Origin of the sequence: Streptomyces qinglanensis (assembly GCF_900111245.1) — a bacterium.
GTDB lineage: Bacteria > Actinomycetota > Actinomycetes > Streptomycetales > Streptomycetaceae > Streptomyces > Streptomyces qinglanensis.
The window spans coordinates 221,689-248,014 of the sequence record NZ_FOGO01000012.1 but is presented as its reverse complement, the minus strand read 5'-3'; the positions used below and the strand labels follow the sequence as shown (position 1 = coordinate 248,014).

The 26,326-nt window shown below is 71.5% G+C and carries 21 protein-coding genes and 1 tRNA gene; 12 read left to right on the top strand and 10 right to left on the bottom strand.

The annotated features are described in order from the left end of the window. The first annotated feature begins 134 nt into the window (after nucleotides 1-134). The 4 genes from BMX65_RS23900 to BMX65_RS23885 all read left to right on the top strand — a co-directional run bounded on the left by BMX65_RS23900 (nucleotide 135) and on the right by BMX65_RS23885 (nucleotide 3,226). Nucleotides 135-422: a hypothetical protein gene (locus tag BMX65_RS23900; RefSeq protein ID WP_075002401.1), complete on the top strand. Its 288-nt coding sequence runs from the start codon at nucleotides 135-137 to the stop codon at nucleotides 420-422. A 158-nt stretch (nucleotides 423-580) separates the two neighbouring features. After that, nucleotides 581-1,900, top strand: coding sequence for a replication initiator (locus tag BMX65_RS23895; RefSeq protein WP_075002400.1), 1,320 nt, complete (start codon nucleotides 581-583; stop codon nucleotides 1,898-1,900). After that, nucleotides 1,893-2,072, top strand: a complete 180-nt coding sequence (locus BMX65_RS23890; RefSeq protein WP_075002399.1) for a helix-turn-helix domain-containing protein — start codon at nucleotides 1,893-1,895, stop codon at nucleotides 2,070-2,072. Before BMX65_RS23895 ends, BMX65_RS23890 begins: the two co-directional genes overlap by 8 nt. Then, the gene (locus BMX65_RS23885) at nucleotides 2,072-3,226 is read left to right on the top strand and encodes a tyrosine-type recombinase/integrase (protein WP_075002398.1); all 1,155 of its coding nucleotides are present in this window, start codon (nucleotides 2,072-2,074) and stop codon (nucleotides 3,224-3,226) included. Before BMX65_RS23890 ends, BMX65_RS23885 begins: the two co-directional genes overlap by 1 nt. A gap of 78 nt (nucleotides 3,227-3,304) precedes the next feature. On the opposite strand, the gene BMX65_RS23880 is transcribed toward BMX65_RS23885, so the two are convergent. From BMX65_RS23880 to wrbA, 3 genes are all read right to left on the bottom strand, one after another. Continuing rightward, nucleotides 3,305-3,380: transfer RNA gene (locus BMX65_RS23880), tRNA-Arg, on the bottom strand. 83 nt (nucleotides 3,381-3,463) lie between these two features. Then, complete coding sequence (locus tag BMX65_RS23875) at nucleotides 3,464-5,323, bottom strand: glycoside hydrolase family 3 protein (RefSeq protein WP_075002397.1); 1,860 nt, start codon at nucleotides 5,321-5,323, stop codon at nucleotides 3,464-3,466. Nucleotides 5,324-5,500: 177 nt separating this feature from the next. Then, entirely contained in the window at nucleotides 5,501-6,127 is a 627-nt protein-coding gene (wrbA, locus tag BMX65_RS23870; RefSeq protein ID WP_075002396.1) for an NAD(P)H:quinone oxidoreductase, read from the bottom strand. Between the two features lie 522 nt (nucleotides 6,128-6,649). On the opposite strand from wrbA, the gene BMX65_RS23865 reads away from it, so the two are divergent. The 6 genes from BMX65_RS23865 (at nucleotide 6,650) to BMX65_RS23840 (ending at nucleotide 14,887) form a co-directional block, all read left to right on the top strand. Further along, nucleotides 6,650-7,315, top strand: a complete 666-nt coding sequence (locus BMX65_RS23865) for a TetR/AcrR family transcriptional regulator (protein ID WP_075002395.1) — start codon at nucleotides 6,650-6,652, stop codon at nucleotides 7,313-7,315. 236 nt (nucleotides 7,316-7,551) lie between these two features. Next, entirely contained in the window at nucleotides 7,552-9,108 is a 1,557-nt protein-coding gene (locus BMX65_RS23860) for an MFS transporter (protein ID WP_075002394.1), read from the top strand. 579 nt (nucleotides 9,109-9,687) lie between these two features. Next, nucleotides 9,688-10,704, top strand: coding sequence for a sigma-70 family RNA polymerase sigma factor (locus BMX65_RS23855; RefSeq protein ID WP_075002393.1), 1,017 nt, complete (start codon nucleotides 9,688-9,690; stop codon nucleotides 10,702-10,704). Between the two features lie 267 nt (nucleotides 10,705-10,971). Beyond that, a complete protein-coding gene (locus BMX65_RS23850; protein ID WP_075002392.1) occupies nucleotides 10,972-11,733 on the top strand; it encodes a DeoR/GlpR family DNA-binding transcription regulator in 762 nt (253 codons plus the stop codon). Nucleotides 11,734-11,777: 44 nt separating this feature from the next. After that, on the top strand, nucleotides 11,778-12,746 hold the full coding sequence (pfkB, locus tag BMX65_RS23845; RefSeq protein ID WP_075002391.1) for a 1-phosphofructokinase: 969 nt from the start codon (nucleotides 11,778-11,780) through the stop codon (nucleotides 12,744-12,746). Next, complete coding sequence (locus tag BMX65_RS23840) at nucleotides 12,743-14,887, top strand: PTS fructose transporter subunit IIABC (RefSeq protein WP_075002390.1); 2,145 nt, start codon at nucleotides 12,743-12,745, stop codon at nucleotides 14,885-14,887. Before pfkB ends, BMX65_RS23840 begins: the two co-directional genes overlap by 4 nt. A gap of 161 nt (nucleotides 14,888-15,048) precedes the next feature. On the opposite strand, the gene BMX65_RS23835 is transcribed toward BMX65_RS23840, so the two are convergent. Then, nucleotides 15,049-16,200, bottom strand: coding sequence for a P1 family peptidase (locus BMX65_RS23835; protein WP_075002389.1), 1,152 nt, complete (start codon nucleotides 16,198-16,200; stop codon nucleotides 15,049-15,051). 47 nt (nucleotides 16,201-16,247) lie between these two features. Between BMX65_RS23835 and BMX65_RS23830 the strand changes: the two genes are divergently transcribed. After that, nucleotides 16,248-16,448 carry a hypothetical protein gene (locus tag BMX65_RS23830; protein WP_075002388.1) on the top strand — a complete coding sequence of 67 codons (201 nt, stop codon included), beginning with the start codon at nucleotides 16,248-16,250 and terminating at the stop codon, nucleotides 16,446-16,448. Between the two features lie 265 nt (nucleotides 16,449-16,713). Here the strand turns inward: BMX65_RS23830 and mscL are convergent, their stop codons facing one another. From mscL to BMX65_RS23800, 6 genes are all read right to left on the bottom strand, one after another. Then, nucleotides 16,714-17,274, bottom strand: coding sequence for a large conductance mechanosensitive channel protein MscL (mscL, locus tag BMX65_RS23825; RefSeq protein WP_075002387.1), 561 nt, complete (start codon nucleotides 17,272-17,274; stop codon nucleotides 16,714-16,716). 171 nt (nucleotides 17,275-17,445) lie between these two features. Beyond that, the gene (locus tag BMX65_RS33695; RefSeq protein WP_239502207.1) at nucleotides 17,446-17,754 is read right to left on the bottom strand and encodes an RcpC/CpaB family pilus assembly protein; all 309 of its coding nucleotides are present in this window, start codon (nucleotides 17,752-17,754) and stop codon (nucleotides 17,446-17,448) included. Between the two features lie 424 nt (nucleotides 17,755-18,178). Next, nucleotides 18,179-19,015, bottom strand: coding sequence for an S-methyl-5'-thioadenosine phosphorylase (locus tag BMX65_RS23815; RefSeq protein WP_075002386.1), 837 nt, complete (start codon nucleotides 19,013-19,015; stop codon nucleotides 18,179-18,181). A 161-nt stretch (nucleotides 19,016-19,176) separates the two neighbouring features. After that, nucleotides 19,177-19,542, bottom strand: a complete 366-nt coding sequence (locus BMX65_RS23810; RefSeq protein WP_075002385.1) for an FmdB family zinc ribbon protein — start codon at nucleotides 19,540-19,542, stop codon at nucleotides 19,177-19,179. 67 nt (nucleotides 19,543-19,609) lie between these two features. Next, a complete protein-coding gene (locus tag BMX65_RS23805) occupies nucleotides 19,610-20,980 on the bottom strand; it encodes an MFS transporter (RefSeq protein ID WP_177214337.1) in 1,371 nt (456 codons plus the stop codon). Between the two features lie 553 nt (nucleotides 20,981-21,533). Further along, nucleotides 21,534-23,084 (bottom strand): potassium/proton antiporter, encoded by a 1,551-nt coding sequence (locus tag BMX65_RS23800; protein ID WP_075002384.1) that lies wholly within the window; start codon nucleotides 23,082-23,084, stop codon nucleotides 21,534-21,536. A 336-nt stretch (nucleotides 23,085-23,420) separates the two neighbouring features. On the opposite strand from BMX65_RS23800, the gene BMX65_RS23795 reads away from it, so the two are divergent. Further along, nucleotides 23,421-26,243 carry a penicillin acylase family protein gene (locus tag BMX65_RS23795; protein WP_075002383.1) on the top strand — a complete coding sequence of 941 codons (2,823 nt, stop codon included), beginning with the start codon at nucleotides 23,421-23,423 and terminating at the stop codon, nucleotides 26,241-26,243. Nucleotides 26,244-26,326 lie beyond the last annotated feature (83 nt).

Here is a 26,326-nt window from a genome sequence, read left to right as displayed (position 1 = left end):
GTCTGGCTCGTCGTCGTGATCGCCCTGTTCGGCTTCTACCTCGCCGACACCTTCCTCGCCCCCGCCATCGAAAACGGCACCCGCACCGGAGTCGAAACCGTCAACGGCACCCACGACTGACAGGAGACCCACCGATGTTCCTGCGCCCCCAGCTCCCCGAGACACCCACCCCGAACCTGCCCACGACCGCCCAGCAGGTGCACGTCCCTGCCTGCGGCTGCCAGCACCCCGCACCCCTCGCCCCGCCGCCGCACCGCTCGCTGCCCTCGGTCAGCTCGGGAGCCCTCGCGGCCGTGGTGGTCGGTGGCGTGGTCCTCGTCGCGCTCCTGGCCGCCGTCGTCGTCACGGCCGTGTCCGTTGCCGTGGCCGCGCTCGTGCTGCGGTCGCTCCTCGGCTCCCGCAGCGGCATCCACCACCGCTGAGTGGCCACCGGGGCGGTCTCGATACCGCCAAGCATCCACCGTCCCGGCAGCCCGGCCCCTTCCTCCACCTCGTAGGTCAGAGAAGGAGAAGCACCATCATCGCGCGCACCACCCCAGCCCCGCTCACCGACCTGGCAAACCTCGCCGCAACCGGCTCCCTGCCCGGTATCCTCCGCCAGCTCTCCAGCCTGGGCGGCTGCACCCACCCCGTCCGCCTGGCCGGCCACCGCACCGAACACAACCTCGACACCACCACCGGCGAGATCGGCCCGGCCCTGCGCCGCCTCGACTCCGCCGAGCTGCCCGCTGGTGATCTCCTCGTCCGTTGCGGCAATCGCCGCACCACGCGCTGCGCGGCCTGCGCCGAGACCTACCGCCGCGACACCTTCCACCTGATCACCGCCGGACTACGCGGCGGCAAAGGCACCCCCGAGACCGTGACGACACACCCGCGCGTCTTCGCCACGTTCACCGCACCGAGCTTCGGCCCAGTTCACAACCGGCCCGGCCCCCGGCCCTGCCGCTGCGGCCGCCGCCACGCTTCCGACGATCCGGCGCTCGGGGCGCCGCTGGACCCGGAACGGTATGACTACGAGTCCGCGGTGCTCTGGAACGCCCACGCGGGCATGCTGTGGCGCCGCTTCACCATCCACCTCCGCCGAGAGATCGCACGCCGCGCCGGACTCACCCAACGAGAGCTCCCCGAGAGGGCCCGGGTGTCCTTCGCGAAGGTGGCCGAGTACCAGAAGCGCGGCGCCGTGCACTTCCATGCCGTCATCCGCCTCGACGGCCCAGCCGGCGGCGAGACCCGACCCCCGCACTGGGCATCCGCCGAGCTGCTGGGCGACGCCATCCGCGCCGCCGCATCCCGAGCGGTCGTACCCGGCCCGGTCCTCGACGGCCGCACCCACACGTTCACCTTCGGCCGCCAGCTCGATATCCGCACCATCCATGACCCGGACCTCGACGGTGGCCAAGCGCTCACCGACCGCGCGGTGGCGGCCTACATCGCCAAGTACGCCACCAAGGGTGCCGAGACAGCGACGGGCACTCTGGACCGCCGTCTGCGCTTCGTGGCCGAGTTGGCGACCCTCGACCTCCCGCAGCATGCCGAACGGCTCATCCGCACCGCCTGGGCCCTGGGCGCACGCAAAGACCTCGCACACCTCCGCCTCCGCGCCTGGGCCCACATGCTCGGCTTCCGCGGCCACTTCTCCACCAAAACCCGCCGCTACTCCACCACCCTCGGCGCCCTCCGCACCGCCCGCGCCGAATGGCGCCGCCTGCAAGCCGCCATCGCACGTGGCGACGATCCACAGCCCGTGGACGACGCAGGCGAGACGACAACCCTCGTCCTCGCCCACTGGGCCTACACCGGGACCGGCCTCACCCCGACAGAGCAATGGCTATCCGCATCCCTCGCCGACACCTCCGCACCCACCACTGCGGCTCTGGAAGGAGCGACCACCCATGGCTGACGAACTGCTCACCGTTCCCGACGTGATGGCTCGGCTCAAGCTCGGCCGCTCCACCGTCTATGACCTCATCCGCTCGCACCGCCTGCCCTCGATCACCATCGGGCGGTCCCGGCGCATCCCCGCCGCGGCCGTGCATGACTTCATCCGTAACCAGCTTGCAGAGGCGGCGTGATGGCACAGCAGAGGAAGCGCAATCCCAACGGGGCGGGCACCATCACCAAGCGCAAGGACGGGCGGTATCAGGCGGCTGTCTACGTGATGCAGCCGGACGGGACCCGCGCCCGTAAGTTCGCCTACGGCAAGACCTGGGCGGAGTGCGACGCCAAGCGCCGCGAGCTGCTGGCCAAGGTGGACCAGGGCGTGCCCGTGCCCACGCGGTCGGCGAAGCTCTCGGAGTGGCTGCCCTACTGGCTGGAGAACGTCGTCCGGCCGCGCCGGAAGCTCAGCACGTACGACAAGTACGAGGCACACGTACGGCTCTACCTCGTGCCGCGCATCGGCACGAAGCGGCTGGAGTCCCTGGGGGTGGCAGATGTGCGGCGCTTCCTGACCCGGCTGGAGCGGGACACCACGGCGGCCACCGCCAAGGAGACGCACCGGGTGCTGCGCTCGGCGCTCTCTGCGGCCTGTCGTGAGGAGCTGGTGACGCGCAACGTCGCCGGTCTGGTCGAGCCGCCCCGCGTCACCTCCCGGGAGCTGAGCCCGTGGACGCTGGAGGAGACGCTGACTTTCCTGGGCGCCGCCCGCAAGGATCCGCTCTTCGCGGCGTTCGTCCTGGCCGTCACGATGGGGCTGCGGCGGGGCGAGATCGTGGGACTCCGCTGGTCGGATGTGGACCTGGAGAACCGGGTTCTGTACGTCCGCCAGCAGACGCAGCGCAGGCGCGGCCAGCTCTACCAGGACGACCCCAAGGGGCGCCGTCGCCGGGCCGTTCCGCTGCCCGCCATGTGCGTTGCCCCGTTGCGCTGGCACCGGTTGCGGCAGTCCGAAGCCAAGCGGATGGCGGGGAAGCTGTGGCAGGAGAGCGCGTACGTCTTCACCACGCGCACCGGGCGCCCGGTGGAGCCGCGCAACGTGTACCGCTCCTTCACCCGCGTCGCCGAGTCGGCCGGCCTCCGCGTGATCCGGCTGCATGATGCCCGGCACGGCTGCGCCACGCTGCTCGTCGCTGCCGGGGTGGCTCCCCGCGTCGTGATGGAGATCCTGGGGCACAGTCAGATCAGCATCACCATGGACGTCTATACGCACGTCGTGCAGGACACTCAGCGGGAGGCCATCAGCCACATGGACCGGCTGCTCAGGAGGCGCCCCGGCACCGCCGCCTGATCGTCGCCGACCGCCCGCGTTGATGTCGGATCTGGATGTCAAAGGCCCCGGACCATGATCGGTCCGGGGCCTTTGCGCTGGTGCCCCCGGCAGGATTCGAACCTGCGACACCCGCTTTAGGAGAGCGGTGCTCTATCCCCTGAGCTACGGAGGCGCGCGGATCCGGAAGATCCGCGCGCCTAGCTTAGCGGATGGGGGAGCGGCGTCGGCAACGTCGTTGTGCCCGTGGTGGTGCTGTCAGTAGTGCAGGCCGTGGCCGAAGGGGTACAGGTCGCGGTTCGGGTCGTCGAGGGCCGGGATGGGGACGGGGAGTGTGCCGCGGGGGGCCACTTCGCCGGAGAGGGTGCGGGCGAGGGCGGTCATGGAGGGGGTGCCGTAGCTGTAGGTGGCCAGATAGGCGGGGACGTCGGGGAAGCGGCGGATGTCGTACGGCAGGCGGACGCCCGCCACGATCACCCGTCGGCCCGTGGCGGTGAGGGAGTCGATCAGCCGGGCCTGGGCGGCGCCATCTTCGCTGCCTGCCGCGGCGGCGTTGGCGAGGACGACCGTGGCGTCGTGCGTCCGGGCGGCCTCGGTCACCTCGGCGATCTTCGTGGTGTCCGGTCGGGTGCCGGTCTCGATGGTGGTCGTCCGCCTACCGTGCTGGGCGTCGAGGGCGCGGGCGAGGGCGGCCAGCGGCGCGGTGCCCCACCCGGTGACGAGGACGGTGCCCAGGGTGCTGGGGAGCGGGAGAGCACCGTTCTCGTTTCGTACAAGGGTGATCGTCCGCTCGGTGATCTGCCGGGCCCGGGAGCGGTGCCGCCGGCTGCCGACGGTGCGGGCTGCGCGCCGTTCGTGCACGTACGGGGCGGGGAACAGCTTGCGCCGCAGTTTGTGCTCGAGGATCCGCTGCACCGAGTCGTCCAGTCGCTCCTGGGGGACGGCGCCGGAGCGCACGGCCTCTCGTACGGCTTCGAACGCGGTGTCCAGCTTCGGCGCCAGCACGAGCTGGTCGCAGCCCGCCTGGAGGGCGCGCACGGGGGCGACGTCGGGTGGGAAGTCCGCGGTGGCGCCGCGCATGTCCAGGGCGTCGGTCGCGATCAGGCCGGTGAAGCCGAGCTCCTCCCGGAGCAGCCCGGTCACGATCCGGTGCGACATCGTCGCGGGCGCCCGGGACGGATCCAGGGACGGGACGACGATGTGGGCTGTCATGATCGTGTCGACGCCGCGCCGGATGGCGGCGCGGAACGGCGGCAGGTCGATCCGGTCCAGCTCGGACCGCGTGTGCTTGATCTCCGGCAGTCCGGTGTGGCTGTCGACATCGGTGTCGCCGTGTCCGGGGAAGTGTTTCGCCGCACTGGCGACCCCGCCGTGGTGGTAGCCGCGTACGGCCGTGGCCACGAACTCCGCGCACAGTGCGGTGTCCGAGCCGAAGGAGCGGACGCCGATCACGGGGTTCGCGGGGTTGATGTTGACGTCGGCGACCGGCGCGTAGTTCTGGTTGATGCCGACGGCGGCCAGTTCCGTGCCGATGATGTCGGCGCTGTCGTAGGCATCGCGGGTGGAGCGGGTCGCTGCCAGCGCCATGTTGCCGGGGAGTTGGGTGGCGGGCTCCAGCATCCGGTAGACGACGCTGCCGCCCTCCTGGTCGATGGAGATGAGCAGCGGCACGCGTGCGCCGGCCCGCCGGGCGGCGCTCTGCAGTCCGTTGGAGAGGCGTGCGATCTGACGCGGCTCCTGCACATTGTCGGGTCCGCGGCGCGCGTCGAAGTAGATGACGCCCCCGGGACGGTACTTCCGGACCACTTCCGCGGGCGTCGGTACGCCGTACAGTGCGCGGTTCCTGTCGTGTTCCGTCTCCGCGGTCCCGCCGTAGACCTCGATGACGAACAGTTGGCCGATCTTCTCGTCGAGGCTCATCCGGCGCAGCAGAGCCGCCGCGCGAGCGCGGACGGCGGCCGGGGAGGCATGCGCCGGCCGGCCGGTCCGGTGGCCGGACACGCTGCCGGAGAGTTCGCCGCGGGTGGCTGCGCGCGCCGCGGCCGACGCAGTGGCGCCGAGCGCGGCGGCGCCGGCCGCGGCGGCGAGGAGGTGTCTGCGGGAGGTGGGCTGTTGCATCGGAACGCTCCTCACCTGTGCATGTGTGGGTGGAGCACGTGGTCATGTGGAGGTCACCGCTGGATGCAGCAGCATCGTCCCAGCGCGGCGGCGCCCCGGGCCAGACGCCGCGCGGGACTTCTTGGGTCCAGTCCAGTGGCATCCGGCATCCGGCCCGGTGGGCCGTCGGTTCCCGGTCTACTCCGCCGCGAGCCCCGCCTTGAGCGCACGCGTGGTCCGGACCACCCGCTCGGCCTGCACGCGGGCCGCCTTCAGGGCGGTGCCGTCGACCGGCCTCTGGCCCTGCGCGTCGACGTGCGAGGTGCCATAGGGGTTGCCGTCCTCGAACTTCGAAGGGTCGGTGTAGCCCGGCGGGACGATGATGCCGCCGAAGTGGTGGGCCGAGTTGTAGAGGGCCAGCAGCGTGCTCTCCTGTCCGCCGTGCAGGGTCGAGGACGAGGTGAAGCCGCTGTAGACCTTGTCGGCCAGCCGCCCCTCGGCCCACAGCGGGCCCAGGGTGTCGAGGTACTGCTTGAGCTGTGAGGTGACGTTCCCGTAGCGGGTGGGGGTGCCGAGGATCGCCGCGTCCGCCCAGTCGATGTCGTCCGGGGTGGCCTCGGGGATGTCCGCGGTGTCGCGTGCGTTGGCGGCCCAGGCGGGGTTCGAGTCGATGGCGGACTGCGGGGCCAGCTCCTGGACGCGGCGCAGCCGGACCTCCGCGCCCGCCGACTGCGCCGCTTCGGCGATCTCCTTGGCGAGTGCGGCGATGGTGCCGGTCGCGGAGTAGTAGATGACCGCGACCTTCACCGGGGTGGACTTGGACATGCCGCTCCGTCCTTTCGTTCGTGGGGGCGTTCTCTCGGGTGCCTCTTGTGCAGGGGTGCGCTCTTTTGCACCCCTTGTGCGGTTGTTTGTCGTCTTGCGCCTCTTGTTGAGCTGTTCTGCCGTGCGGGCCGCGTCCTGCCGTGCTGCCGGGTCGAGGCCGGGGCGGCCCGGGGCCGGGTCTGTGCCGGGTGCCGACCCGGGCGGGTGGCTGTGTGGTGGCTGTTGCGCGAGTGAGGTGAGTCACAGGAGTCAGGGAAATAACCGGGGAGCGCGTCCCCGTTTACATAGCCGTCTCCACAAAACGGGGACTAGGTCCCCGGATGGAGGACCGCAGCACCACCTCCAGTGCCACCAAAGCACTGCAGTCATGCCAACCCTGGTACGACGCACAGCACCACGCCCGCACGTCACACTCGTCGGCAGCGACACGCCGACCGCAGACCACAACCGCACGCGATCCCACGACCAGCAGGAACCGGGACGAGAAGCACCGGTCCGCCTCAAGGAGCGAAGGAGTCACAGATGGGCAGCGCCACCGATGCCAGCAAGCGCGTCACTGTCGACTGCGCGGTTCCCAAGGGGCGGGCCGACGCGGCGCGCAACCGCGAGCGCATCCTCACCGCCGCCCGCGAGGCGCTCGTCGTCCACGGGGCGGATGCTTCCCTCGATGAAATCGCTCGCACTGCCGGGGTCGGAAATGCGACCCTCTACCGGCACTTCCCCGACCGGGACTCGCTCGTGCACGGAGTCATGCATGCCGTGACCGAGCGGATCGCGGAACGGGCGGAGAAGACACTCGCCGAGGAGGAGGATTCTTTCGAAGCGCTGCGTCGCTTCGTCTTCGCCGCGGTGGAAGAGCGCATCGGTGCGCTCTGCCCCATGCTCTCGGGCCGCTTCGACCCCACGGAGCCGCAGTCCCTGGCTGCTCGCACCCGGGTCGAACGGCTGACCCAGGAGCTCATCCGGCGGGCCCAGCAGGCGGGTGAGGTGCGCACCGACATCGACGTCGGCGACGTGATGGTCGCGCTCAGCCAGCTCTCCCGGCCGCTGCCGGGGGTCGGCTGCCAGCGCATCGAACGCTTCGTCGAACGTCATGTGCAGCTCTTCCTCGACGGGCTGCGCGCCCCCGCCAAGTCCCAACTACCCGGTCACGCCGCGACTCTGGAGGAACTGCGACAGGACCACTGAACTCCGTAGCCGCAGCGCCGAGCGGTTGCCGCACCGCTCACTTTTCCTCCTCTCCCGAATCCACACCTCCAGTACTCCCCGCACTCCAGACACCTGGAGTGGTACGAGCGCGGGGGGCTCGTACCACTCCGCGGCGCATGTCCCGCACCAGACACGAGCCGTGCTGAGAGCTCAGCTCAGCAGCGTCTCCCCGACGTCCCATTTTTCGTACTCCGCACCGTGAGGTAGGCACATCCATGCCAGAAACGCCATCTCCGGCCGACGCGCAGGCCGGGCCCGACCCCCGGCGATGGAAGGCGCTGGCCTTCATCGCCATCGCGCAGCTCATGGTCGTCCTCGACGCGACCATCGTGAACATCGCGCTTCCTTCCGCCCAGGCCGACCTGGGCATATCCGACGCGAACCGGCAGTGGGTCATCACCGCCTACGCCCTCGCCTTCGGCGGACTGCTGCTCTTCGGCGGCCGGATCGCCGATATGTGGGGCCGTAAGCGCGCCTTCGTGACCGGACTCGTCGGCTTCGCGCTCGCGTCGGCCCTCGGCGGTGCCGCGAACGGTGAGGTCATGATGCTGTCGGCGCGTGCCCTGCAGGGCGCGTTCGGCGCGCTGCTGGCACCCGCTGCGCTCTCCCTGCTCGCCGTGATGTTCACCGACGGCAAGGAGCGTGCCAAGGCGTTCGGCATCTACGGCGCCATCGCCGGTGGCGGCGGCGCGATCGGTCTGATCCTCGGCGGTGTACTGACCGAATACCTGGACTGGCGCTGGACCTTCTACGTCAACGTCCCGTTCGCGGCCATCGCCGCGCTCGGTGCCATCAGCGTCATCCATGAGCCGTCCGGGACCCGCAACCGGTCCGCGCTCGACATCCCCGGTGTGGTCCTCTCCACACTCGGCCTCGTCTCGCTGGTGTACGGATTCACCCGTGCGGAGACGGACGGCTGGAGCGAGGGCGGCACCATCGGCATGTTCATCGCCGCCTTCGTGCTGCTCGCCGCGTTCGCCGGGGTCGAATCGCGGCTCCGGGCGCCGCTGCTGCCGCTGCGGGTGGTCACCGACCGCAACCGTGGCGGGGTCTACCTGTCGCTCGGCCTGGCGGTCATCGCCATGTTCGGCCTCTTCCTGTTCCTGACGTACTACCTGCAGGTGGTCAAGGACTACTCGCCGGTGCGTACCGGTGTGGCCTTCCTGCCGATGGTCGCCGGCATGATCACCGGTTCCACGCAGATCGGGGCGCGGCTGATGACCCGCGTACCGGCCCGCCTGCTGATGGCACCGGGCTTCCTGACCGCGGCGGTGGGCATGCTCATGCTGACCCAACTGGAGGTCGACAGCTCCTACCCGGCGCTGATCCTCCCGGCCGAGGTGCTGCTGGGCCTCGGGCTCGGTACGGCGTTCATGCCCGCGATGTCGCTGGCCACGCACGGTGTGCGGCCGAGCGACGCCGGTGTCGCCTCCGCGATGGTCAACACCTCGCAGCAGGTCGGCGGCGCCATCGGGACGGCGCTGCTGAACACCATCGCGGCGAGCGCCACCACCTCGTACGTCACCGCGCACGTCGCCGAGGCCACCACCAAGCCCGCCCAGCAGATGCTGAAGCTGGAGGCCATGGTGCACGGCTACACCTCGGCGATCTGGTGGGCGGTGGGCATCCTGCTCGTCTCCGCCACGATCGTCACGGTCCTCGTGAACGCGCGGGGCGGGGGCAACCAGGCCCCTGGCAAGACGCTCGAAGGCGAGGCAGGCAGCGACCGCCCCGGCGACGAGCCGGAGCTGGTGCCGGCAGCCATGCACTGAGGGAAACCCCGCGCCGGTCTCGGCGCCGGTCACCGGGCTACTGCGGCCCCCGCGTCCCCGACGGGACACGGGGGCCGCTTTCGTCTCCCGCCGCTCGTTCCGGGGCCGTGCTCGGCGGCGGCTGTCCGGGCCCGCCCCGGGTGCCGGAGCGCCCGAGTGCCGACTCGTCTCGCCGGATGCCGTCGGGAGCGCCGTCCGGAGGTGCCGCGCGGATTCCGTCGCCCGGATGCCGCAGGTGTGCCGTGGCCCGGAGCGGGCAGGGGCACGCAACCAACAGGGAACATCAGCCGTCTACACGGGTGAAGGGTGTCGACGACGACGACCTTCCGGCAGCCGCGGACCGGGTTCGGGAGCCCGCCAGGAGGAGCTCCATACCGCTCCGACCAGCGCCTGAGTGCGCTCAGTCACCGTGCTGTCCGAACGGGTAGCGGCGCAGTTTACTGCATGATCCGAAAAATGTTGCGCAGGTTGGGAATTTAGTCCGGATTCCAGCCGTTGACATCTACGCAAGGCGGGCACCCGTGAAGTGTCCGAGTCAGCCACCAGGCCAAGTTTCAGATCACTCGCAAGGGAGCACGCATGGCAACCCGTGCCGTCGCCCGTCGTCAGGAGAACACGACCGGTGTCTCCGACACGGCAAGCAGTGTTCGCACCGCTGGCAGCGAAGTCGCGGACCGCGACCTGGTCGGCATGTATCTCGACGAGATCGCTCGCACACCGCTGCTGGACGCCGCCAAGGAAGTCGATCTGTCCCTCGCGATAGAGGCGGGCGTCTACGCCCAGCGCATTCTGGACGGACTCGAGAAGCCGGTCTCCAGCGACGCGGCCAGCGCCACCTCGAGCCGTGAAGACCTGGAAGCCATCGTCGCCGAGGGTGAACGGGCCAAGGACGTCTTCATCCGTTCCAACCTGCGCCTCGTGGTGGCTGTGGCCCGCCGCTACCCGCGCAGCGGCCTGCCTCTGCTGGACCTGATCCAGGAGGGGAACGCCGGACTCGTGCGCGCGGTGGAGAAGTTCGACTACACCAAGGGCTTCAAGTTCTCCACCTATGCGACATGGTGGATCCGCCAGGCCATCACCCGCTCCATCGCCGACCAGTCCCGCACGATCCGGCTCCCTGTCCACCTCGTGGAGGAGCTGGGGCGCATCCGCAGGATCCAGCGCGAGTTCAACCGCGAACACGGCCGCGACCCGGAGCCGGCGGAGGTGGCCGCCGAACTCAACTCGACACCAGAGCGCGTCACCGATGTGCTCGACTGGGCGCGCGATCCCGTCAGCCTGAACATGTCCGTCGACGACGAGGGCGAGACCCAGTTCGGCGACCTGCTGGAGGACACCTCGGCCGCCTCCCCGGAGCAGTCGGTGCTGACCGTGCTGCGCCGGGAGGAACTGGACGACCTGATCGGCAGGCTCGACGACCGTACGGCCTCCATCATCAAGGCCCGCTACGGCATGGTCGACGGCCGCGAGCGCACCCTGACGGAGGTCGGCAAGCAGCACGGCCTCACGCGGGAGCGGATCCGCCAGATCGAGAAGCATGCCCTCCTGGAGCTGAAGAAGATGGCCCATGACACGGGCTTCGACGAAGCGGCGTAACCCCTCAGGCCGATTCTCCGGCCCGCCCCCGTCGCCGCCCCCAAGGACGAGCCCCGGTGCCCTCCCCCGAGCACCGGGGCTCTTTGCTGTCTGCCATGGGTGCTCTCTGCTTCCTTTCCCCTCCCCCCGCCCGCCCTCCCGCCGCCTCCACCATTCCTGGGTCTGTTTGTGTCCGAAGCGATGCCCGAGTGGGTTTACTTTATGGCCTCCCGGTCGTAGTCTCGCGGAGAAGTCACACGATCGGGCATGGAACGGACCTGAAACCACATGTACGCACCGGAGCGCCAGCAGGCCATCCTCCGTACCGCCGAAGAGCAGGGCCGGGTGGACGTGCTGTCCCTGGCTGCCGAGTTCGACGTCACCGCCGAGACGGTGCGCCGTGATCTCAAGGCGCTGGACCGTGCCGGACTCGTACGACGCGTCCACGGCGGGGCCATCCCCGCGGGGCGCATCGGCTTCGAGCCCGACCTGGCAGCCCGGGAATCAGCGGCCACCGAGGAGAAGGAGCGCATCGCGCAGGCCGCCCTCGCGCAGCTGCCCCGGGAAGGCAGCGTGGTGCTCGACGCAGGCAGCACTACGGCCCGGCTCGCCTCGGACATGCCCGCCGACATCTCGCTGACCGTCCTCACCCACGCCCTGCCCACCGCGGCACGCCTTGCCGACCATGCAGGGATCGAACTGCACATCGTCGGCGGAAGGGTGCGGCACCGCACCCGGGCTGCGGTCGACGCGTGGGCCCTGCGGACCTACGGCGAGATCAAGGCCGATGTGCTCTTCCTCGCCACCAACGGGTTCTCCGTCGACGGCGGCCTCACCACCCCCGATCTGGCCGAAGCAGCAGTCAAGCGCACGATGATGGCCGCCGCCCGGCATGTGGTGCTCCTGGCCGACTCCACCAAAGCGGGGGAGGAGTACTTCGCCCGCTTCGGCGACCTCTCCCAGGTCGACCTCCTCATCACCGACACCGGCCTGAGCCCGGACGAGACACGGGCCATCGAAGACCAGGGCACCCGGGTCCAACGGGTCTGAACCCTCCCTCCGCCCCGGCATGCCGCAACAACCTCTGGACCTCCATGACCGTCCTCACCATCACTCCCAACCCCAGCCTGGACCGCACCTACGAGATCCCCGGGCTCGGCCGCGGCGCCGTGCTGCGCGCCGGGGCCGACCGGGTCGACCCGGGCGGCAAAGGCGTCAACGTCTCCCGAGCGGTGGCCGCTGCAGGACACCCCACCGTGGCCGTACTGCCGCTCGGCGGTCCCGAGGGCGCCCTCCTCGCCCAACTCCTCGGCGGACTCGGCGTCGCCGTGGCCGGAGTGCCGGTGGACGGCTCCACCCGGGTCAATGTCGCCCTGGCCGAACCGGACGGCACCCTGACCAAGATCAACGCTGCTGGTCCCGACATCGGTGCCGCCGAGTCCCGTGCGCTCCTGGACACACTGGCGGCCGAGGCCGCCCGCAGCCGCGCGCGCTGGCTGGTGTGCAGCGGAAGCCTTCCCCGCGGCCTCTCCCACGAGTGGTACGCGGCCGTCGTCAGCCGGGCCCGGGAGAACGGCGTCCAGGTCGCGCTCGACACCTCAGGACCCGCGCTGGCGGCGGCCCTCTCCGCGCGCCCCGACGTGGTCAAGCCCAACGCCGAGGAACTCGCCGAGGTCGTCGGCCGCACCCTCACCACCGTCGGAGACGCCGTCAAGGCAGCCGACGAGGTGCGGGCGGCCGGCGCGGGAGCGGTCCTGGCCAGCCTCGGTGCCACCGGACAACTCCTCGTGGACAACACGGGGACCTACTTCGGGACCGCTCCCGTCGCCACCGTCCGCAGCGATGTGGGCGCGGGCGACGCCTCGCTGGCGGGCTTCCTGACAGCAGGCGGCGCACGGGCCCGGGCGCTGGTCTCGGCCGTGGCGCACGGCGCTGCCGCCGTACAGCTTCCCGGCAGCCAGATGCCCGGACCGGACGACATCCGTCCGGAAGCGGTCACCGTGACCACCGACGTCCCCTTGGACCTTCCCCTTCTCCCCGACGTCAACGGAGCCGTCCGATGAGCCAGTTGATCACCGCGGAACTCGTCGATCTCGACCTGCCCGCCGCCACCAAGTCCGAGGCCGCCCGCTCGCTCGCGGAGCGGATGGTGTCGCTGGGCCGCGTCACCGACCTCGACGGATTCCTCGCCGACGTCGAGGCCCGCGAGGCGCAGATGCCGACGGGCCTGGACGGGGGTATCGGCATCCCCCACTGCCGCAGCACCCACGTCAGCGAGCCCACGCTCGCCTTCGGCCGTCCCCGGGAGCCGATCGACTTCGGCGCCCCGGACGGCCCCGCCGACCTCGTCTTCCTGATCGCGGCACCCGACGGGGCGGACAGCGAGCATCTGACCATCCTGTCCGCGCTCGCCCGCCGGCTGGCCGACCCCCAGTTCACCGCCGCCCTCCGCTCCGCCGCGGACCCGGAGCAGGCATCGGCGCTGATACGCGGCGACTCCGCACCGGACACGTCCGCGGCGGAGGAGCAGCCCGAGCAGCCGTCGGAGTCCGGACGCGCGGCGGCACCGAGCGGGCAGGAGCCGCAGCCGCAGCAGGTGGAGCCGCAGAGCACGGAGCCACCGGGACCGGACTCGGAGCACCCCGAGCTGCCGGAGTCCTCGCAAGGGTCCGCGACGACCGAAGAAGGCGGATCCGGCGCCGCGTCGTCCGAGCCCTTCCGTGTCGTCGCCGTCACCTCCTGCCCCACCGGTATCGCCCACACCTACATGGCCGCCGAGTCGCTGGAGCGGGCGGCCGAGGAGGACGCGGCCGGCACCCTGCTCACCGTCGAGACGCAGGGCTCGGCCGGGTTCCAGCGGGTCGACCCGGCGGTGATCGCCGCCGCGGACGCCGTGATCTTCGCGCACGATGTCGAAGTACGGGAGCGGGAACGCTTCGCGGGCAAGCCCACCGTCGACGTCGGCGTCAAGGCCGCCATCAATCGCCCCGCCGAACTGCTCCGGGAGGCCCGCGACAAGGCCGAACGGGGTGAGCAGGCCCCCCGGCCCACCACCTCCGCGCCCATGGACGCAGGGGCCGCGCAGGGCGACGGATTCGGTACCCGGCTGCGGACCTGGCTGATGACCGGCGTCAGCTACATGGTCCCGTTCGTCGCCGCCGGAGGGCTGCTGATCGCCCTCTCCTTCGCTCTCGGCGGCTACGAGATCGCCGGGGCCAAGTCCGTCGCCGACCACTTCGTGTGGACCGAGGTCCACAGCTGGGCGGCCCTGCTCAACCAGATCGGCGGACTCGCCTTCGGATTCCTCGTCCCCGTTCTCGCCGGGTACATCGCCTACGGCATGGCCGACCGGCCCGGCCTCGTGCCCGGTTTCGTGGGTGGTGCCGTCGCGGTTCAGATCGAGGCGGGCTTCCTGGGCGGACTGGTGGCGGGACTGCTCGCGGGCGCCCTCGTGATGGCCGTCCAGCGAGTCGGCGTTCCGGCCGTGCTGCGCGGCATCATGCCGGTCGTCGTCATCCCGCTGCTCTCGTCGGCGCTCGTCGGCGCCCTCATGTTCGTGGTGGTCGGCAAGCCCATCGCCACCGCTCAGCAGGCCATGACCGACTGGCTCGGCGGCCTGACCGGCACCAACGCCGTCCTGCTCGGGCTGCTCATCGGCCTGATGATGTGCTTCGACCTGGGCGGGCCCGTCAACAAGGTCGCCTACACCTTCGCCACCGGCGGTATCGCCAGCGCCGACCCCGGCAACGGCAGCCTGATGGTGATGGCCGCCGCCATGGCAGCCGGAATGGTGCCGCCCTTGGGCATGGCCCTCGCCACGACCGTCCGCGGCAGCCTGTTCACCAGGACCGAGCGGGAGAACGGCAAGGCCGCCTGGGTGCTCGGCGCCTCCTTCATCAGCGAGGGGGCGATTCCGTTCGCCGCCGCCGACCCGCTGCGGGTCATCCCCGCCTCCATGGCGGGCGGAGCCGTCACCGGGGCCCTCTCCATGGGCTTCGGGAGCACGCTGCGGGCGCCGCACGGCGGCATCTTCGTCGTGCCGCTGATCGGCTCGCCGCTGCTCTACCTCGTCGCCATCGCGGCCGGAACCCTGGTCACGGCCGGGGCGACGCTCCTCCTCAAGGGCGTGCGCAAGCAGACCCCGGAGGTACGGAGCAGCCCGGCGCAGGACAGCGCGGAGCCGCGCGTTCCGGCAGGCGTCTGAGCGGATCCCGCCCGGCGGCCCGGCTGTCCCGTCCGACGGCCGCTCCGGCACGTCCCGCCGCGGCACCGGTCCCCGGCCCGCCGCCCGGCGGGCCGGACCGGCCGGTGCCGTCGACCGCCACGGGCACCGCGTGCCGGCAGGCCGGGGCCGGGGGGACTCCGTCAGCGTCCGGCGTCGCGCTCCTCGTGCTCGACCGAGGAACCGGCCTCGTCCGCTCCGGGGAGCGCGGGACCGTAGAGATCGCTGTAGGACGGAAAGACACCGCCCGGCCCATCCACCCCTCCCGCGGCCCGCACCGCCTTGACCACGGCCTTGACCACGACGTCGGCGCCCGCTGCCAGCACCTCGTTGAACTCGCCGGTCTCCAGCTCGCGTGCCCCCGTGGCCAGGGCGAAGACCGTGTCGCCGTCGTGCATGAGATGTACCGGGCGCACCGCCCTGGCCAGGCCGTCGTGGGCACTTCCGGCCAGCCGCTGCGCCTGTGCGCGGGTGAGCGCCGTGTCCGTCCCCAGCACCACGAGCGTGGTGTTCAGGGCGGGCCGCAGCGTCCCCGCGACGCGCCGGTCGGTCTCCTCCCTCGCCTCGGAGCGCAGTATCTCGGCCTCGGCGTGCTCGTCCTCGGACGGGATGTGCGGCAGACCGTCGGCCAGTTCGCCGTAGAGCACTCCCGTGGCCGGGTCCGTCGCCGACCCCGCCGCATTCAGCACCACCAGTGCACCGACCACCGCTCCGGAGGCCAGCCGGGTGCTCGCCGTGCCCGTGCCGCCCTTGAGGCCGCCGACGACGGCCCCCGTCCCGGCACCGACACTGCCCTCCGCCACCGGTGCCCCCGGCGGTGTCGCCGCGGCCGCTTCCACCGCCTCGCGGCCCAGCTCCGCATCCGGCCGGGCGTTCCAGCGGCCCCCGCGCCCCAGGTCGAAGATGACCGCCGCCGGGACCACCGGCACGACCTGCGAGGGGTCGGCTCCCACCTGCACACCCCGGCCCTGCTCCTCCAGCCAGCTCATCACCCCGGTTGCGGCGTCCAGGCCGAACGCGCTGCCGCCGCTGAGGACGACGGCGTGGATGCGCTCCACCAGGTTCCGCGGGTCCAGCGCGTCCGTCTCGCGCGTCCCCGGGGCCCCGCCCCGGCAGTCGACTCCCGCGACGGCGCCCTCCTGCGGAGCCAGCACCACGGTCGTCCCGGTGAGCCAGCCGTCCCCGTCGCGCTGGGCGTGGCCCACGCGCAGGCCGGGCACGTCGGTCAGCGCGTCCCGGGTGCGGGCCGGCTGCTCCTGCGCGGGGTGCGGCTCCTGGCCGCCGTGAGTGTCCATGGGGCATCAATACCAGCAGCCACGTGCGACGGCCGTACGCTTGAGCCATGAGCGTCGACCCGCAGTCCTCCGACCGGCCCGGCACCCCGCGTGACGCGGCGGCCTCGCTGGTCTTCGACGACCCGCTGACCCGCCCGTCCGCCGACGACACCGACCGGGGCTGGGGCGAGGGCGCGGGCAGTGGTTCCGCAGGAGCCAGCGGCGACCTCGCGCGCTTCCTGGACGAGAAGCCGCCCCACCACCTCTGAGCCCGCTCCGCTGCGCCCCAGGAGCGCCGACGGGGTACCGCTGCCGGCAGGGCGCCCCGGACGCCGCGCTCCGCCGCCGGGCAGCCGCCGCGCTCCGGACAGCGGCCGCGCTTCGGACAGCGGCCGCAGGCCGGAGCGCGGTCACCCGCCGAGGAGCGGTGGCCCTCCGCACAACAGCCGCCTCCCGGACCGCGGCCGTCCCCTGGACAACGGGGGGTCCCGCTGTCCAAGGGGCGAAGGGGCGCTGTTGCCGGGGCTTCCGGCGCTACTTCCGGGGGCCGGCGCCCCCGTCGCGCTGCGGTCCCACCAGGCTGTCCGCAGCGGTGGCCGCAGGGCTGTCCGGGGAGCCGCTCCCGCCCGCGCGCTGGGCGAGCAGGGCATCGCGGATCTCGGTGAGCAGCTCGACCTCGGTCTTGGCCGCGTCCGCCGGAGCGGCTTCCTCCGGGGCGGCCTTGGCCGCCCGGCGCTCGTTGAACCTGTTCATCGGCAGGATCATGAGGAAGTAGACGACCGCCGCCGTGATCAGGAAGGTCAGCGCTGCGCTGAGCACCGGACCCCAGTGGATCGGGATGCCCGAGGTCACCTCGCCCGTCGGACTGACCTCGCAGGGGCCCTTCAGGCAGGAGCGGTACTTGTCCAGGTCCTTGGTCCCGATGGCGCCGACCAGGGGGTTGATGAAACCGTTGACGACGGCTTCGACGATCTTGCTGAAGGCTGCTCCGATGACCACGGCGACGGCCAGTTCGACCACGTTGCCGCGCATCAGGAACTCCCTGAAGCCGGTCAGTACGCCCTTCTTCTCGGGTGCGGGTGCGTCGTTGCTCAACGGACTTCCTCTTCCAGAACCAGATGACGATGCTGACAGCGAGCGGGAGACCGAGAGCGCACGGAACCGACAGCGCCCGCGGACGGGACCGGCTGCTCGCCTGCCCTGGCACACACGGGTTCATGCACGACCGGATCCGCGGCCTCCGGAGCAGCGGGGGCGACGGACGGCTCAGCACAGCGTCACCGCCAACCGGGACTTCGCCGCGGCGCCCGCGAGCGCCGCCGCTGTCCGCCGGGGAACGACGACGACGATCAGCGCCCCGTCGGCTCCCCCGCCCGAGACAGTGTCCCGGTCCTCGGGCACCTGAGCCACTCGGACCTGTGTGGCCACGACGCGGGCGGAAGTGCTCTTCGATGTGCTCGCGAGCACATCGATCCGGTCACCGGGGCTCAGCAGCCGGACTGTCGCCGCATCGGCGATCCGCACGGGGACCGAGACGGGGGCTTCCCCCGCCTCCCCGCCTGTCACCGTTCTCACGGCGCTGCGCCGTTCTGCCGCCGGGCCGGAGCCCGTGGCGCCGCTCTCGTCCTGCGGTGACGGCCCGCTGCCCGTCGCAGTCAGAGCGAGAGCCGCTGCACCGGCGGCCAGCGCCGCCGGCAGGAACCGGCGCCGCCCCGGCCTGCCGCGGCGCGGAAAGCGAGCGCCCCGCCCGGCCCGGACGGGTGGGAAGTCGGGCACCGGAGCGCGCAGGCACGTACGGAGGGGGAGATCCTCCGGGAGGGGCTTCCGGGAACCGGGCACGACGCTCACCACCAGCCAGCACAGGGAGAGGAGCCGCGTGTTCACGGCCTTCGGAGACCACCGTGGACGCTGTGCCGGAATCCTGCTGACGGGCCCGGAAACCTGTGGACGACCGAGCAGTTGTGGACAACTCCGTCCCCCGGGAGGGGGACGGAACCGCTCAGGGGAGCGTGATGCCGGGCTCCATTCCGCCCAACGCCGAGCCGCACTCGCACTTGCGTTCGTCGACGGCGGGCAGTTCGCTCACCGCGTCGAAGAGCACCTCGCGCAGCCGGCCGATGTTCTGGGCGAAGACCTGCAGCACCTCCTCGTGCGAGACGCCGTCGCCGGCCTCGGCACCCGCGTCCAGGTCTGTGACCAGGGCCAGCGAGGAGTAGCACAGCTCCAGTTCGCGGGCCAGGATCGCCTCGGGATGCCCGGTCATGCCCACCACGGACCAGCCCTGGGCCGCGTGCCAGCGGGACTCGGCGCGGGTGGAGAAGCGCGGCCCCTCGACCACGCACAGCGTGCCGCCGTCCACCGCCTGCCAGCCCCGGGCGCGGGCCGCCCGCAGTCCGGCCTGGCGGCCCGCCTCGCAGTAGGGGTCCGCGAAAGCGACGTGGACGACCCGGGGGACGCTGCCGTCGGGGAGTTCCTGACCGTCGAAGAAGGTCTGCTGCCGGGACTTGGTGCGGTCCACCAGTTGATCCGGGATCACGAGAGTGCCGGGGCCGAACTCCGGCTGCAGGCCGCCCACCGCGCACGGCGCGATGATCTGGCGCACGCCCAGCGAGCGCAGCGCCCAGAGATTGGCGCGGTAGTTGATCCGGTTCGGGGGCAGGTGGTGGCCGCGGCCGTGGCGCGGGAGGAAGGCCACCCGGCGGCCGCCGGTCTCTCCCAGGAAGAGTGAATCGCTCGGCGGCCCGTAGGGCGTCTCGACAGTGACCTCGGTCACCTCGTCGAGGAAGGAGTAGAAGCCGGAACCGCCGATGATGCCGATCTCTGCCTGTTCGCTCATGCGGTCACCCTAAGGGCGCACACCGGATGCGGGGCAGGGGGCCGGACCCACGGCAGAGGGAGGGACTGCGAGAGGCCCGTGCCGTCCGGCGCGGGCCCCGGGGGCGGTCGGCGGAGCCGGCGGACCGGGCCGCGGGCGGCGACGCGGTCCGAAGCGGCGGCTCAGGCCGACGTGGCCGCCTTGCTGCTGCTCTTGCTCTCGCTCTTCCCGGAGGACTTCGTCTCCGAGGAGGACGAGGAGGAGCCGGACGACGAGGAGTCCGAGGTGGAGGACGAGCTCTTGGTCTCGCCGCTCTTCGCGGTCGAGTCCGAGGAGGAGCCACCGGACGCCTTGCTGCTGCTCGACGAGGAGCTGCGGCTGTCGTTGCGGTAGAAGCCGGAGCCCTTGAAGACGATGCCGACCGCCGAGTAGACCTTCTTGAGGTGGCCCTGGCAGCCGGGGCACTCGGTCAGCGAGTCGTCCGTGAACTTCTGCACCACCTCGAGGCCCTCGCCGCACTCGGTGCACTGGTACTGATAGGTCGGCACGTTCTTCCTCCTGGCACTCTCACTCGTTGAGTGCTAACAACGCTCCATAGTGCAGCATTCCCGCGCGTCAGTCCACCGCGACTGCCGTTCGGTGACCCAGCCCACGTGCCGCGACCAGTCCGCCGTGGGCGGGGTGCAGCGCCTTGCGGAAGGCCAGCAGCACCAGCAGCGCGAGCCCGGTGCCGACCAGCGGCGTGAGGAACCCGGCTCCCGCCCCCGCGCGGTCCGCGAGCTGGCCTGCCGCTGTCGAGCCCGTGGCCTGGCCCAGCGCGACCGCGCCGGTCAGCCAGGTGAACGCCTCCGTGCGGGCGCCCGCCGGGACGAGCGACTCGATCAGAGTGAAGCAAGTGATCATGCACGGTGCCACGCACAGGCCGGTCAGCGTGCCCAGCGCACCCAGCGCGACCGCCCAAGGAGCGAGCTGCGCGGTCAGCGCCACCAGCGCCGCGGCCGCCACCAGTGCCGGGTAGGCGGTCAGCAGCCGGGTCTGCGGCCCGCGCTTCCACCGGACGGCGCCCACCGCGACAGCGGCCAGCATGTTGCCCGCGGCGAACACGCCGTACATCAGACCGTTGGCGCCCGGCCGGCCGATCGACTCGGTGAAGGCGGTGAGCGAGACCTGCATGCCGCCGAAGACCATGCCGATGCCCAGCAGCGCCGCGACGAGCACCCGCGCGCCCGGAGCCGCCAGCGCGGACGGCCGGCCTTCCGCGCCCTGTCCCCGCGCGCGGTCCGCGCCCTGTCCGGCCGGGCGCCCGGCGGCCGACGGAGCCGGCTGCGTACGGCGCTGCGCGGCGAAGACCAGCCCGCCCACCAGCGAGATGGCAGCCTCGGCGGCGAGCCCCGCGGCCGGATGCACCCCGGTGCACAGCGCCGTGGCCAGGACCGGGCCGACCACGAAGGTGAACTCGTCCGTCACCGACTCGAAGGCGGCGGCTGTCGTCATCAGCGGGGAGCCCTGCAGCCGTGCTGCCCAGCGGGCGCGCACCATCGGGCTGATCTGCGGTGCGGTCGCACCCGCCGGTACGGCCGCCACGAACAGCGCCCACAGGGGCGCGTCCAAGAGGGCGGCGGCGACCAGCGCTCCGACGGTGAGGACGTGCAGGAACGCCTGCGGGACCAGGACGGCGGCCTGCCCGAACCTGTCGGCCAGCCTGCCGCTCTGCGGCGCCAGGAGGGCCATGGCGATGCCGGCGGTCGCCGACACCGCGCCCGCCCGGCCGAAGGATCCGGTGGTGTGCTGGACGAGCAGGACGATGCTGATGGTCAGCATCGCGTAGGGCTGGCGGGCCAGGAAGCCCGGCAGCAGAAAGGACCAGGCTCCCTCGGTCCGCAGCAGTTGCCCGTATCCGGGTCGCCGGGAGGAGCGCTCGGAGTGCCGGTTCCCGGTGTTCTCGTCGGTCCGTGCGGTGTCGGTCTCGGTGGCCGGGGATTCCACGGCCGGGCCTTTCTGCCGCCTGGTAGCGCGCTCAGGGTGACGCGCCGAGAGCTGTCCTCTCGCGCAGGACCGGGGTAGATACCCGGTCCGGTGCAAGGGTGGGCTTCCGGACCGTGGCCGCCGAGCGGTCGCGCCAGCTCTGCATCAGGCAGAGTCGGGGTGAATCTTTACCGTCCTGAGGATAGCGGTCGGCGGCGGCATTCCGTAACACGAGGCGCAGACCGCGAACACGCGGCACAGCCCGCAGCCGCCCGCAGCCGCCCGGCACAAGGCACTCCGCCCACCCCGGCCGGCACGGTCCGCACCCGCGCACGGCCACGTGATGCAGGTCACCCCGAGCCATGTGGCAGACGCCGCACACACCCGCGCGTACCCGGGACGGCGGGACAGCGCGGCGAACCGCACAGGCAGCCCGAGCCGCAGCCGCGCGCCCGCATCGCCGCACCGTCCCGGGCCCGGCCGGCAGCGAACGGGTCGTCCCGAGCCCGGCCGGAACGTCACCGTCACCGGCGGAGCCCGGCCGGAACGTCACCCGCGGGACGTGGCCGGAACGTCACCGGCGCACTGCTGTGCTCCCTCCGGAGCCCAGCCAGCCGGCGAGCTTGCCGCCGCGGCTGACCGACAGCAGCCGCCGTTCGGCCGCGTCCCGGACCTGGTCGGTCGTGACGACCAGGAGCTCGTCGCCGTGCCGCAGCACCGTGGAGGGCAGGGGGACGAAGCTCTCCCCGTCCCGCACCACCAGGGTGACGGCGGCGCCCGGCGGCAGGCGCAGCTCGGTGACCTCGACGCCGTGCATCCGGGAGGACGGCGGGATGGCCACGGACAGCAGATGCCCGCGCAGCCGCTCCAGAGGTGCGGACTCGATGTCGAGGTCGGCGGCCTCGTCCCGCTCGTCGAGCCGCAGTTTCCGGGCCAGCCAGGGCAGGGTGGGCCCTTGGAGGACGGTGAAGACGACCACCAGCACGAAGACGATGTTGAAGATCCGCTGGCTGCCCTCGACCTCGGCGACCATCGGGATGGTCGCCAGCACGATGGGCACGGCCCCTCGCAGTCCGGCCCAGGTGAGCAGCGCCTTGTCCTGCCAGGGCAGGCGGAAGCGGTCCAGGCACAGGAAGACGGACAGGGGCCGGGCGACCAGGGTCAGTGCCAGTCCGATCAGCACGGCGGGCCAGAAGTCCTTCCAGAGCTGGTGCGGGGTCACCAGCAGTCCGAGCAGGACGAAGAGGCCGATCTGCGCCATCCAGGCCACCCCGTCGGCGAATCCTCGTACGGCGGGCCGGTGCGGCAGTTTGCCGTTCCCCAGGATCAGTGCGGCCACGTAGACGGCCAGGAAGCCGGATCCGTGGGCCATGGCGCCGCCCGCGTACGCCAGGAAGCACAGGGCCAGCACGGCGATGGGGTAGAGGCCGGAGGCGGGCAGGGCCACGTGGCGCATGCCGAGTTCGCCGAGCTTGCCGACGACCAGTCCCACCACCAGCCCGATGGCGAGTTCCAGGAAGATCTGCCCCAGCAGGAAGTACCAGGTGTGGTGCTCGGAGCCGAGCGAGGAGAAGGTGACCACCAGCAGCACGACGGGGGCGTCGTTGAATCCGGATTCGGCCTCCAGGATGCCGGTGAGCCGCTTGGGCAGCGGCACTCTGCGCAGTACGGAGAAGACCGCTGCGGCGTCCGTGGAGGAGACGACGGCGCCCATCAGGAGGGACGCCTGCCAGTCGAGGCCGACCAGGTAGTGCGCGGCCAGGGCGGTGACGGTCACGCTGACGGCCACGCCGAACGTCGAGAGCACGGCGGCTGCGGGCACGGCGGGCCGGATGTCGCGCCACTTCGTACCGAGCCCGCCCTCGGCGAGGATCACCACCAGGGCGGCGTATCCCAGGGTTTGGGTCAGCGCGACGTCGGAGAAGCTGAAGCCGATGCCGTCCTGCCCTATGGCGATGCCTATGCCGAGGTAGACCAGCAGGCTGGGCAGCCCGCTGCGGGAGGAGAGCCGGACCGCCACGACGGCGATGAGCAGGACGAGGGCGCTGAAGAGCAGGAGCTGGTTGAGGCTGTGGACGGTCAGGGCACGGGTCCTCTCTGGCCGGGGCTCTCTCCTTGAGTGCACGAGTCGGGTGCTCCGGACGCGGGGAATCGGCGCCGGGGCGGGGTTCCTTGAGTGGACGAGCGGGTGCGCGTGATGGTTCTGACGGCCTCCTGACGCTTTCCTGACGTGTTCTTAACGCCTCGACCATGGCGGGGCGCGGCTCCCGGACCGTTGTCCGGCAGCGGCTAGTTCGTTTGGGTAGCTAACAATTTACCATTACTTGAATATGCCCCGGCGGGAATCGGCTGAGGGCGACTCGCTGTCGGGGCGCCCCGGCGGTCGGCCTATGGTTGCTCCGTACGGACCGGGCCCGTCCGGTCCCCCGTAACGGTCCACCCTGCCCCGCTAAGGACAGCGATGCCCGCCAAGAAGACCTCGCGACGCGCCCGCCTCATCGTGATCGTCGTCGTGCTGCTGCTGGTGGCCGGCGTCGGCGGCGGCACCTACTGGGGCATCAGCACCGTCCGGGACTCCTTCCCGCAGACCACCGGTTCGCTCAAACTCAAGGGCCTGGCCGCACCGGTGAGCGTCAAACGGGACGGCAGCGGCATCCCGCAGATCTACGCCGACAACGCGAAGGACCTCTTCCTGGCGCAGGGCTACGTCCAGGCGCAGGACCGCTTCTGGGAGATGGACGTACGCCGCCACATGACCTCCGGGCGGCTCTCGGAGATGTTCGGCGACGGCCAGGTGGAGACGGACGCCTTCCTGCGCACCCTGGGCTGGCGCCGGGTGGCGGAGAAGGAGTACAAGCAACTCCCCGAGGAGACCAGGGACTACCTCAAGGCGTATTCCGCCGGGGTCAACGCCTACCTCAAGGACCACAAGGGCTCCGCGCTCTCCGTGGAGTACGCGGCGCTGGACCTGGCGGGCGAGGACTACCAGCCCGCCGACTGGAGCCCGGTCGACTCGGTCGCCTGGCTCAAGGCGATGGCCTGGGACCTGCGGGGCAACATGTCGGACGAGGTCGACCGGGCGCTGATGACCAGCCGCCTGGACAAGGACCAGATCGAGGACCTGTACCCGGAGTACCCCGTCGACCGGAACAAGCCGATCGTGGGCCAGGGTTCGGTCGACCCCGCCACCAAGAAGTTCGACCCGAAGGCCGAAGGCGGCGAGACCGGTCCGGGCACCGGCAACGGTCCGGACACCGGGACGGGAACGGGCACCGGAGGCGCTGAGCAGCCCGCTGCGGGCGCCGGGGGCGGCACGGGGACCCCCGGAGCCTCCGAGGGCTCCGGCGGCGCTCAGGGGGCCGGTGAGGCGGCCGAGGGTGCCACCACGCAGATGGGTGCCGTGGCCGACAAGCTGGACGAGATCCCCGGGCTGCTCGGGCCGAACGGCAGCGGCATCGGGTCCAACTCCTGGGTGGTGTCCGGCAAGTACACGACCACCGGCAAGCCGCTGCTGGCCAACGACCCGCACCTGGCGCCGCAACTGCCCTCCGTCTGGTACCAGATGGGCCTGCACTGCCGCTCGGTGGACAAGTCCTGCCCCTACGACGTCTCCGGCTTCACCTTCTCCGGGATGCCCGGTGTCGTCATCGGCCACAACCAGCACATCTCCTGGGGCATGACCAACCTGGGCGCCGACGTGACCGACCTCTACCTGGAGAAGGTCCGCGACGGGAAGTACCTCTACGACGGCAAGGAGGTCCCGTACCGCACCCGTGAGGAGACCATCAAGGTCGCCGGCGGCAAGGACCGGACCATCACCGTCCGCGAGACGAACAACGGCCCGATCGTCTCGGACCGCAACAAGGAACTGCGCAAGGTCGGCGACGCGGCTCCCGTCGGCAACGCGGCGCCCGACCGCGGCGACGGCTACGCGATCTCCCTCCGGTGGACCGCCCTGGAGCCCTCCAAGACCATGGACGCGGTCTTCAAGCTCAACCGGGCCGCCGACTTCTCCGACTTCCGCGCGGCGGCGCGCGAGTTCGCCGTCCCCTCGCAGAACCTCATCTACGCCGACACCAAGGGCAACATCGGGTACCAGGCCCCCGGCAGCATCCCCGTGCGCGGCAAGGGCGACGGACGCTACCCCGCGCCCGGCTGGGACCCGCGCTACCGCTGGAAGGGATACATCCCCCAGCGCGCCCTGCCGTGGGAGTACAACCCCGAGCGCGGCTACATCGTGACCGCCAACCAGGCCGTCGTGGACCGCGAGAAGTACCCCTACCTGCTCACCGACGACTGGGGCTACGGGGCGCGCAGCCAGCGCATCGACGACCTCATCCAGTCGAAGATCAAGGACGGCGGGAAGATCTCCATGGACGACATGGAGACGATGCAGATGGACAACAGCAGCGAGATCGCCAAGCTGCTGGTGCCCTACCTGCTGAAGATCGAGGTCCGGGACAAGTACGTACGGAACGCGCAGAAGCTGCTGGAGGGCTGGGACTACACCCAGGACTCCGACTCGGCGCCTGCGGCCTACTTCAACGCCGTCTGGCGCAACCTCCTCAAGCTGGCCTTCGGCGACAAGCTCCCCAAGGCGCTGCGCGTCAAGGGCGACTGCCTGTACGTCGCGCCCTCCGACGACTCCGGCCCGGTCGACGACCTGAACGGCAACCAGCGGCTGGTGCGCGAGTGCGGACAGCGCTCGGCGGACTCCGCGCAGCCCGACGGCGGCGACCGCTGGTTCGAGGTCGTGCGCAAGCTGCTCAAGCAGCCGGACAGCGAGTGGTGGAAGACCCGTGACACCTCGGTGCGCAAGGGCGACAAGAACCGCGACGACCTGCTGGCGCACGCCATGAAGGACGCCCGCTGGGAGCTCACCTCCAAGCTCGGCAAGGACATCGACACCTGGAGCTGGGGCAGGCTGCACCGGCTGATGCTGAAGAACCAGACCATCGGCACCAGCGGCCCCGGATTCATGCAGTGGCTCCTCAACCGCGGCCCCTGGGACCTGGGCGGCGGCGAGGCGGCCGTCAACGCCACCGGCTGGAACGCGGCCGGCGGGTACGACGTGATCTGGGTGCCGTCGATGCGGATGGTCGTCGACATGGGCGACCTGGACAACTCGCGGTGGATCAACCTCACCGGCGCGTCCGGGCACGCCTACAACGCGCACTACACCGACCAGACCGACAAGTGGGCCAAGGGCGAATTCCTCAAGTGGCCCTACGGCGAGAAGGCGGTCGACAAGGCGACCGAGGACCAGATGGCGCTCACGCCCTGACATCCGCCCGGCAGGGGTCCGGCCGCCCGGCAGGGGTCCGGCAGGCGTCGCGCCTGCCGGGCCGCCGCTGTGCGGCCGACGCG

What these genes read in the sequence shown, in the direction of transcription:
- BMX65_RS23875 (WP_075002397.1), bottom strand. Translation starts at nt 5,323, where the DNA reads ATGCAACAGCCCACCTCCCGCAGACACCTCCTCGCCGCCGCGGCCGGC.
- BMX65_RS23860 (WP_075002394.1), top strand. Translation starts at nt 7,552, where the DNA reads ATGCCAGAAACGCCATCTCCGGCCGACGCGCAGGCCGGGCCCGACCCC.
- BMX65_RS23885 (WP_075002398.1), top strand. Translation starts at nt 2,072, where the DNA reads ATGGCACAGCAGAGGAAGCGCAATCCCAACGGGGCGGGCACCATCACC.
- BMX65_RS23865 (WP_075002395.1), top strand. Translation starts at nt 6,650, where the DNA reads ATGGGCAGCGCCACCGATGCCAGCAAGCGCGTCACTGTCGACTGCGCG.
- BMX65_RS23890 (WP_075002399.1), top strand. Translation starts at nt 1,893, where the DNA reads ATGGCTGACGAACTGCTCACCGTTCCCGACGTGATGGCTCGGCTCAAG.
- BMX65_RS23840 (WP_075002390.1), top strand. Translation starts at nt 12,743, where the DNA reads ATGAGCCAGTTGATCACCGCGGAACTCGTCGATCTCGACCTGCCCGCC.
- BMX65_RS23815 (WP_075002386.1), bottom strand. Translation starts at nt 19,015, where the DNA reads ATGAGCGAACAGGCAGAGATCGGCATCATCGGCGGTTCCGGCTTCTAC.
- pfkB (WP_075002391.1), top strand. Translation starts at nt 11,778, where the DNA reads ATGACCGTCCTCACCATCACTCCCAACCCCAGCCTGGACCGCACCTAC.
- BMX65_RS23795 (WP_075002383.1), top strand. Translation starts at nt 23,421, where the DNA reads ATGCCCGCCAAGAAGACCTCGCGACGCGCCCGCCTCATCGTGATCGTC.
- BMX65_RS23900 (WP_075002401.1), top strand. Translation starts at nt 135, where the DNA reads ATGTTCCTGCGCCCCCAGCTCCCCGAGACACCCACCCCGAACCTGCCC.
- BMX65_RS23835 (WP_075002389.1), bottom strand. Translation starts at nt 16,200, where the DNA reads ATGGACACTCACGGCGGCCAGGAGCCGCACCCCGCGCAGGAGCAGCCG.
- BMX65_RS23830 (WP_075002388.1), top strand. Translation starts at nt 16,248, where the DNA reads ATGAGCGTCGACCCGCAGTCCTCCGACCGGCCCGGCACCCCGCGTGAC.
- wrbA (WP_075002396.1), bottom strand. Translation starts at nt 6,127, where the DNA reads ATGTCCAAGTCCACCCCGGTGAAGGTCGCGGTCATCTACTACTCCGCG.
- BMX65_RS23850 (WP_075002392.1), top strand. Translation starts at nt 10,972, where the DNA reads ATGTACGCACCGGAGCGCCAGCAGGCCATCCTCCGTACCGCCGAAGAG.
- BMX65_RS23855 (WP_075002393.1), top strand. Translation starts at nt 9,688, where the DNA reads ATGGCAACCCGTGCCGTCGCCCGTCGTCAGGAGAACACGACCGGTGTC.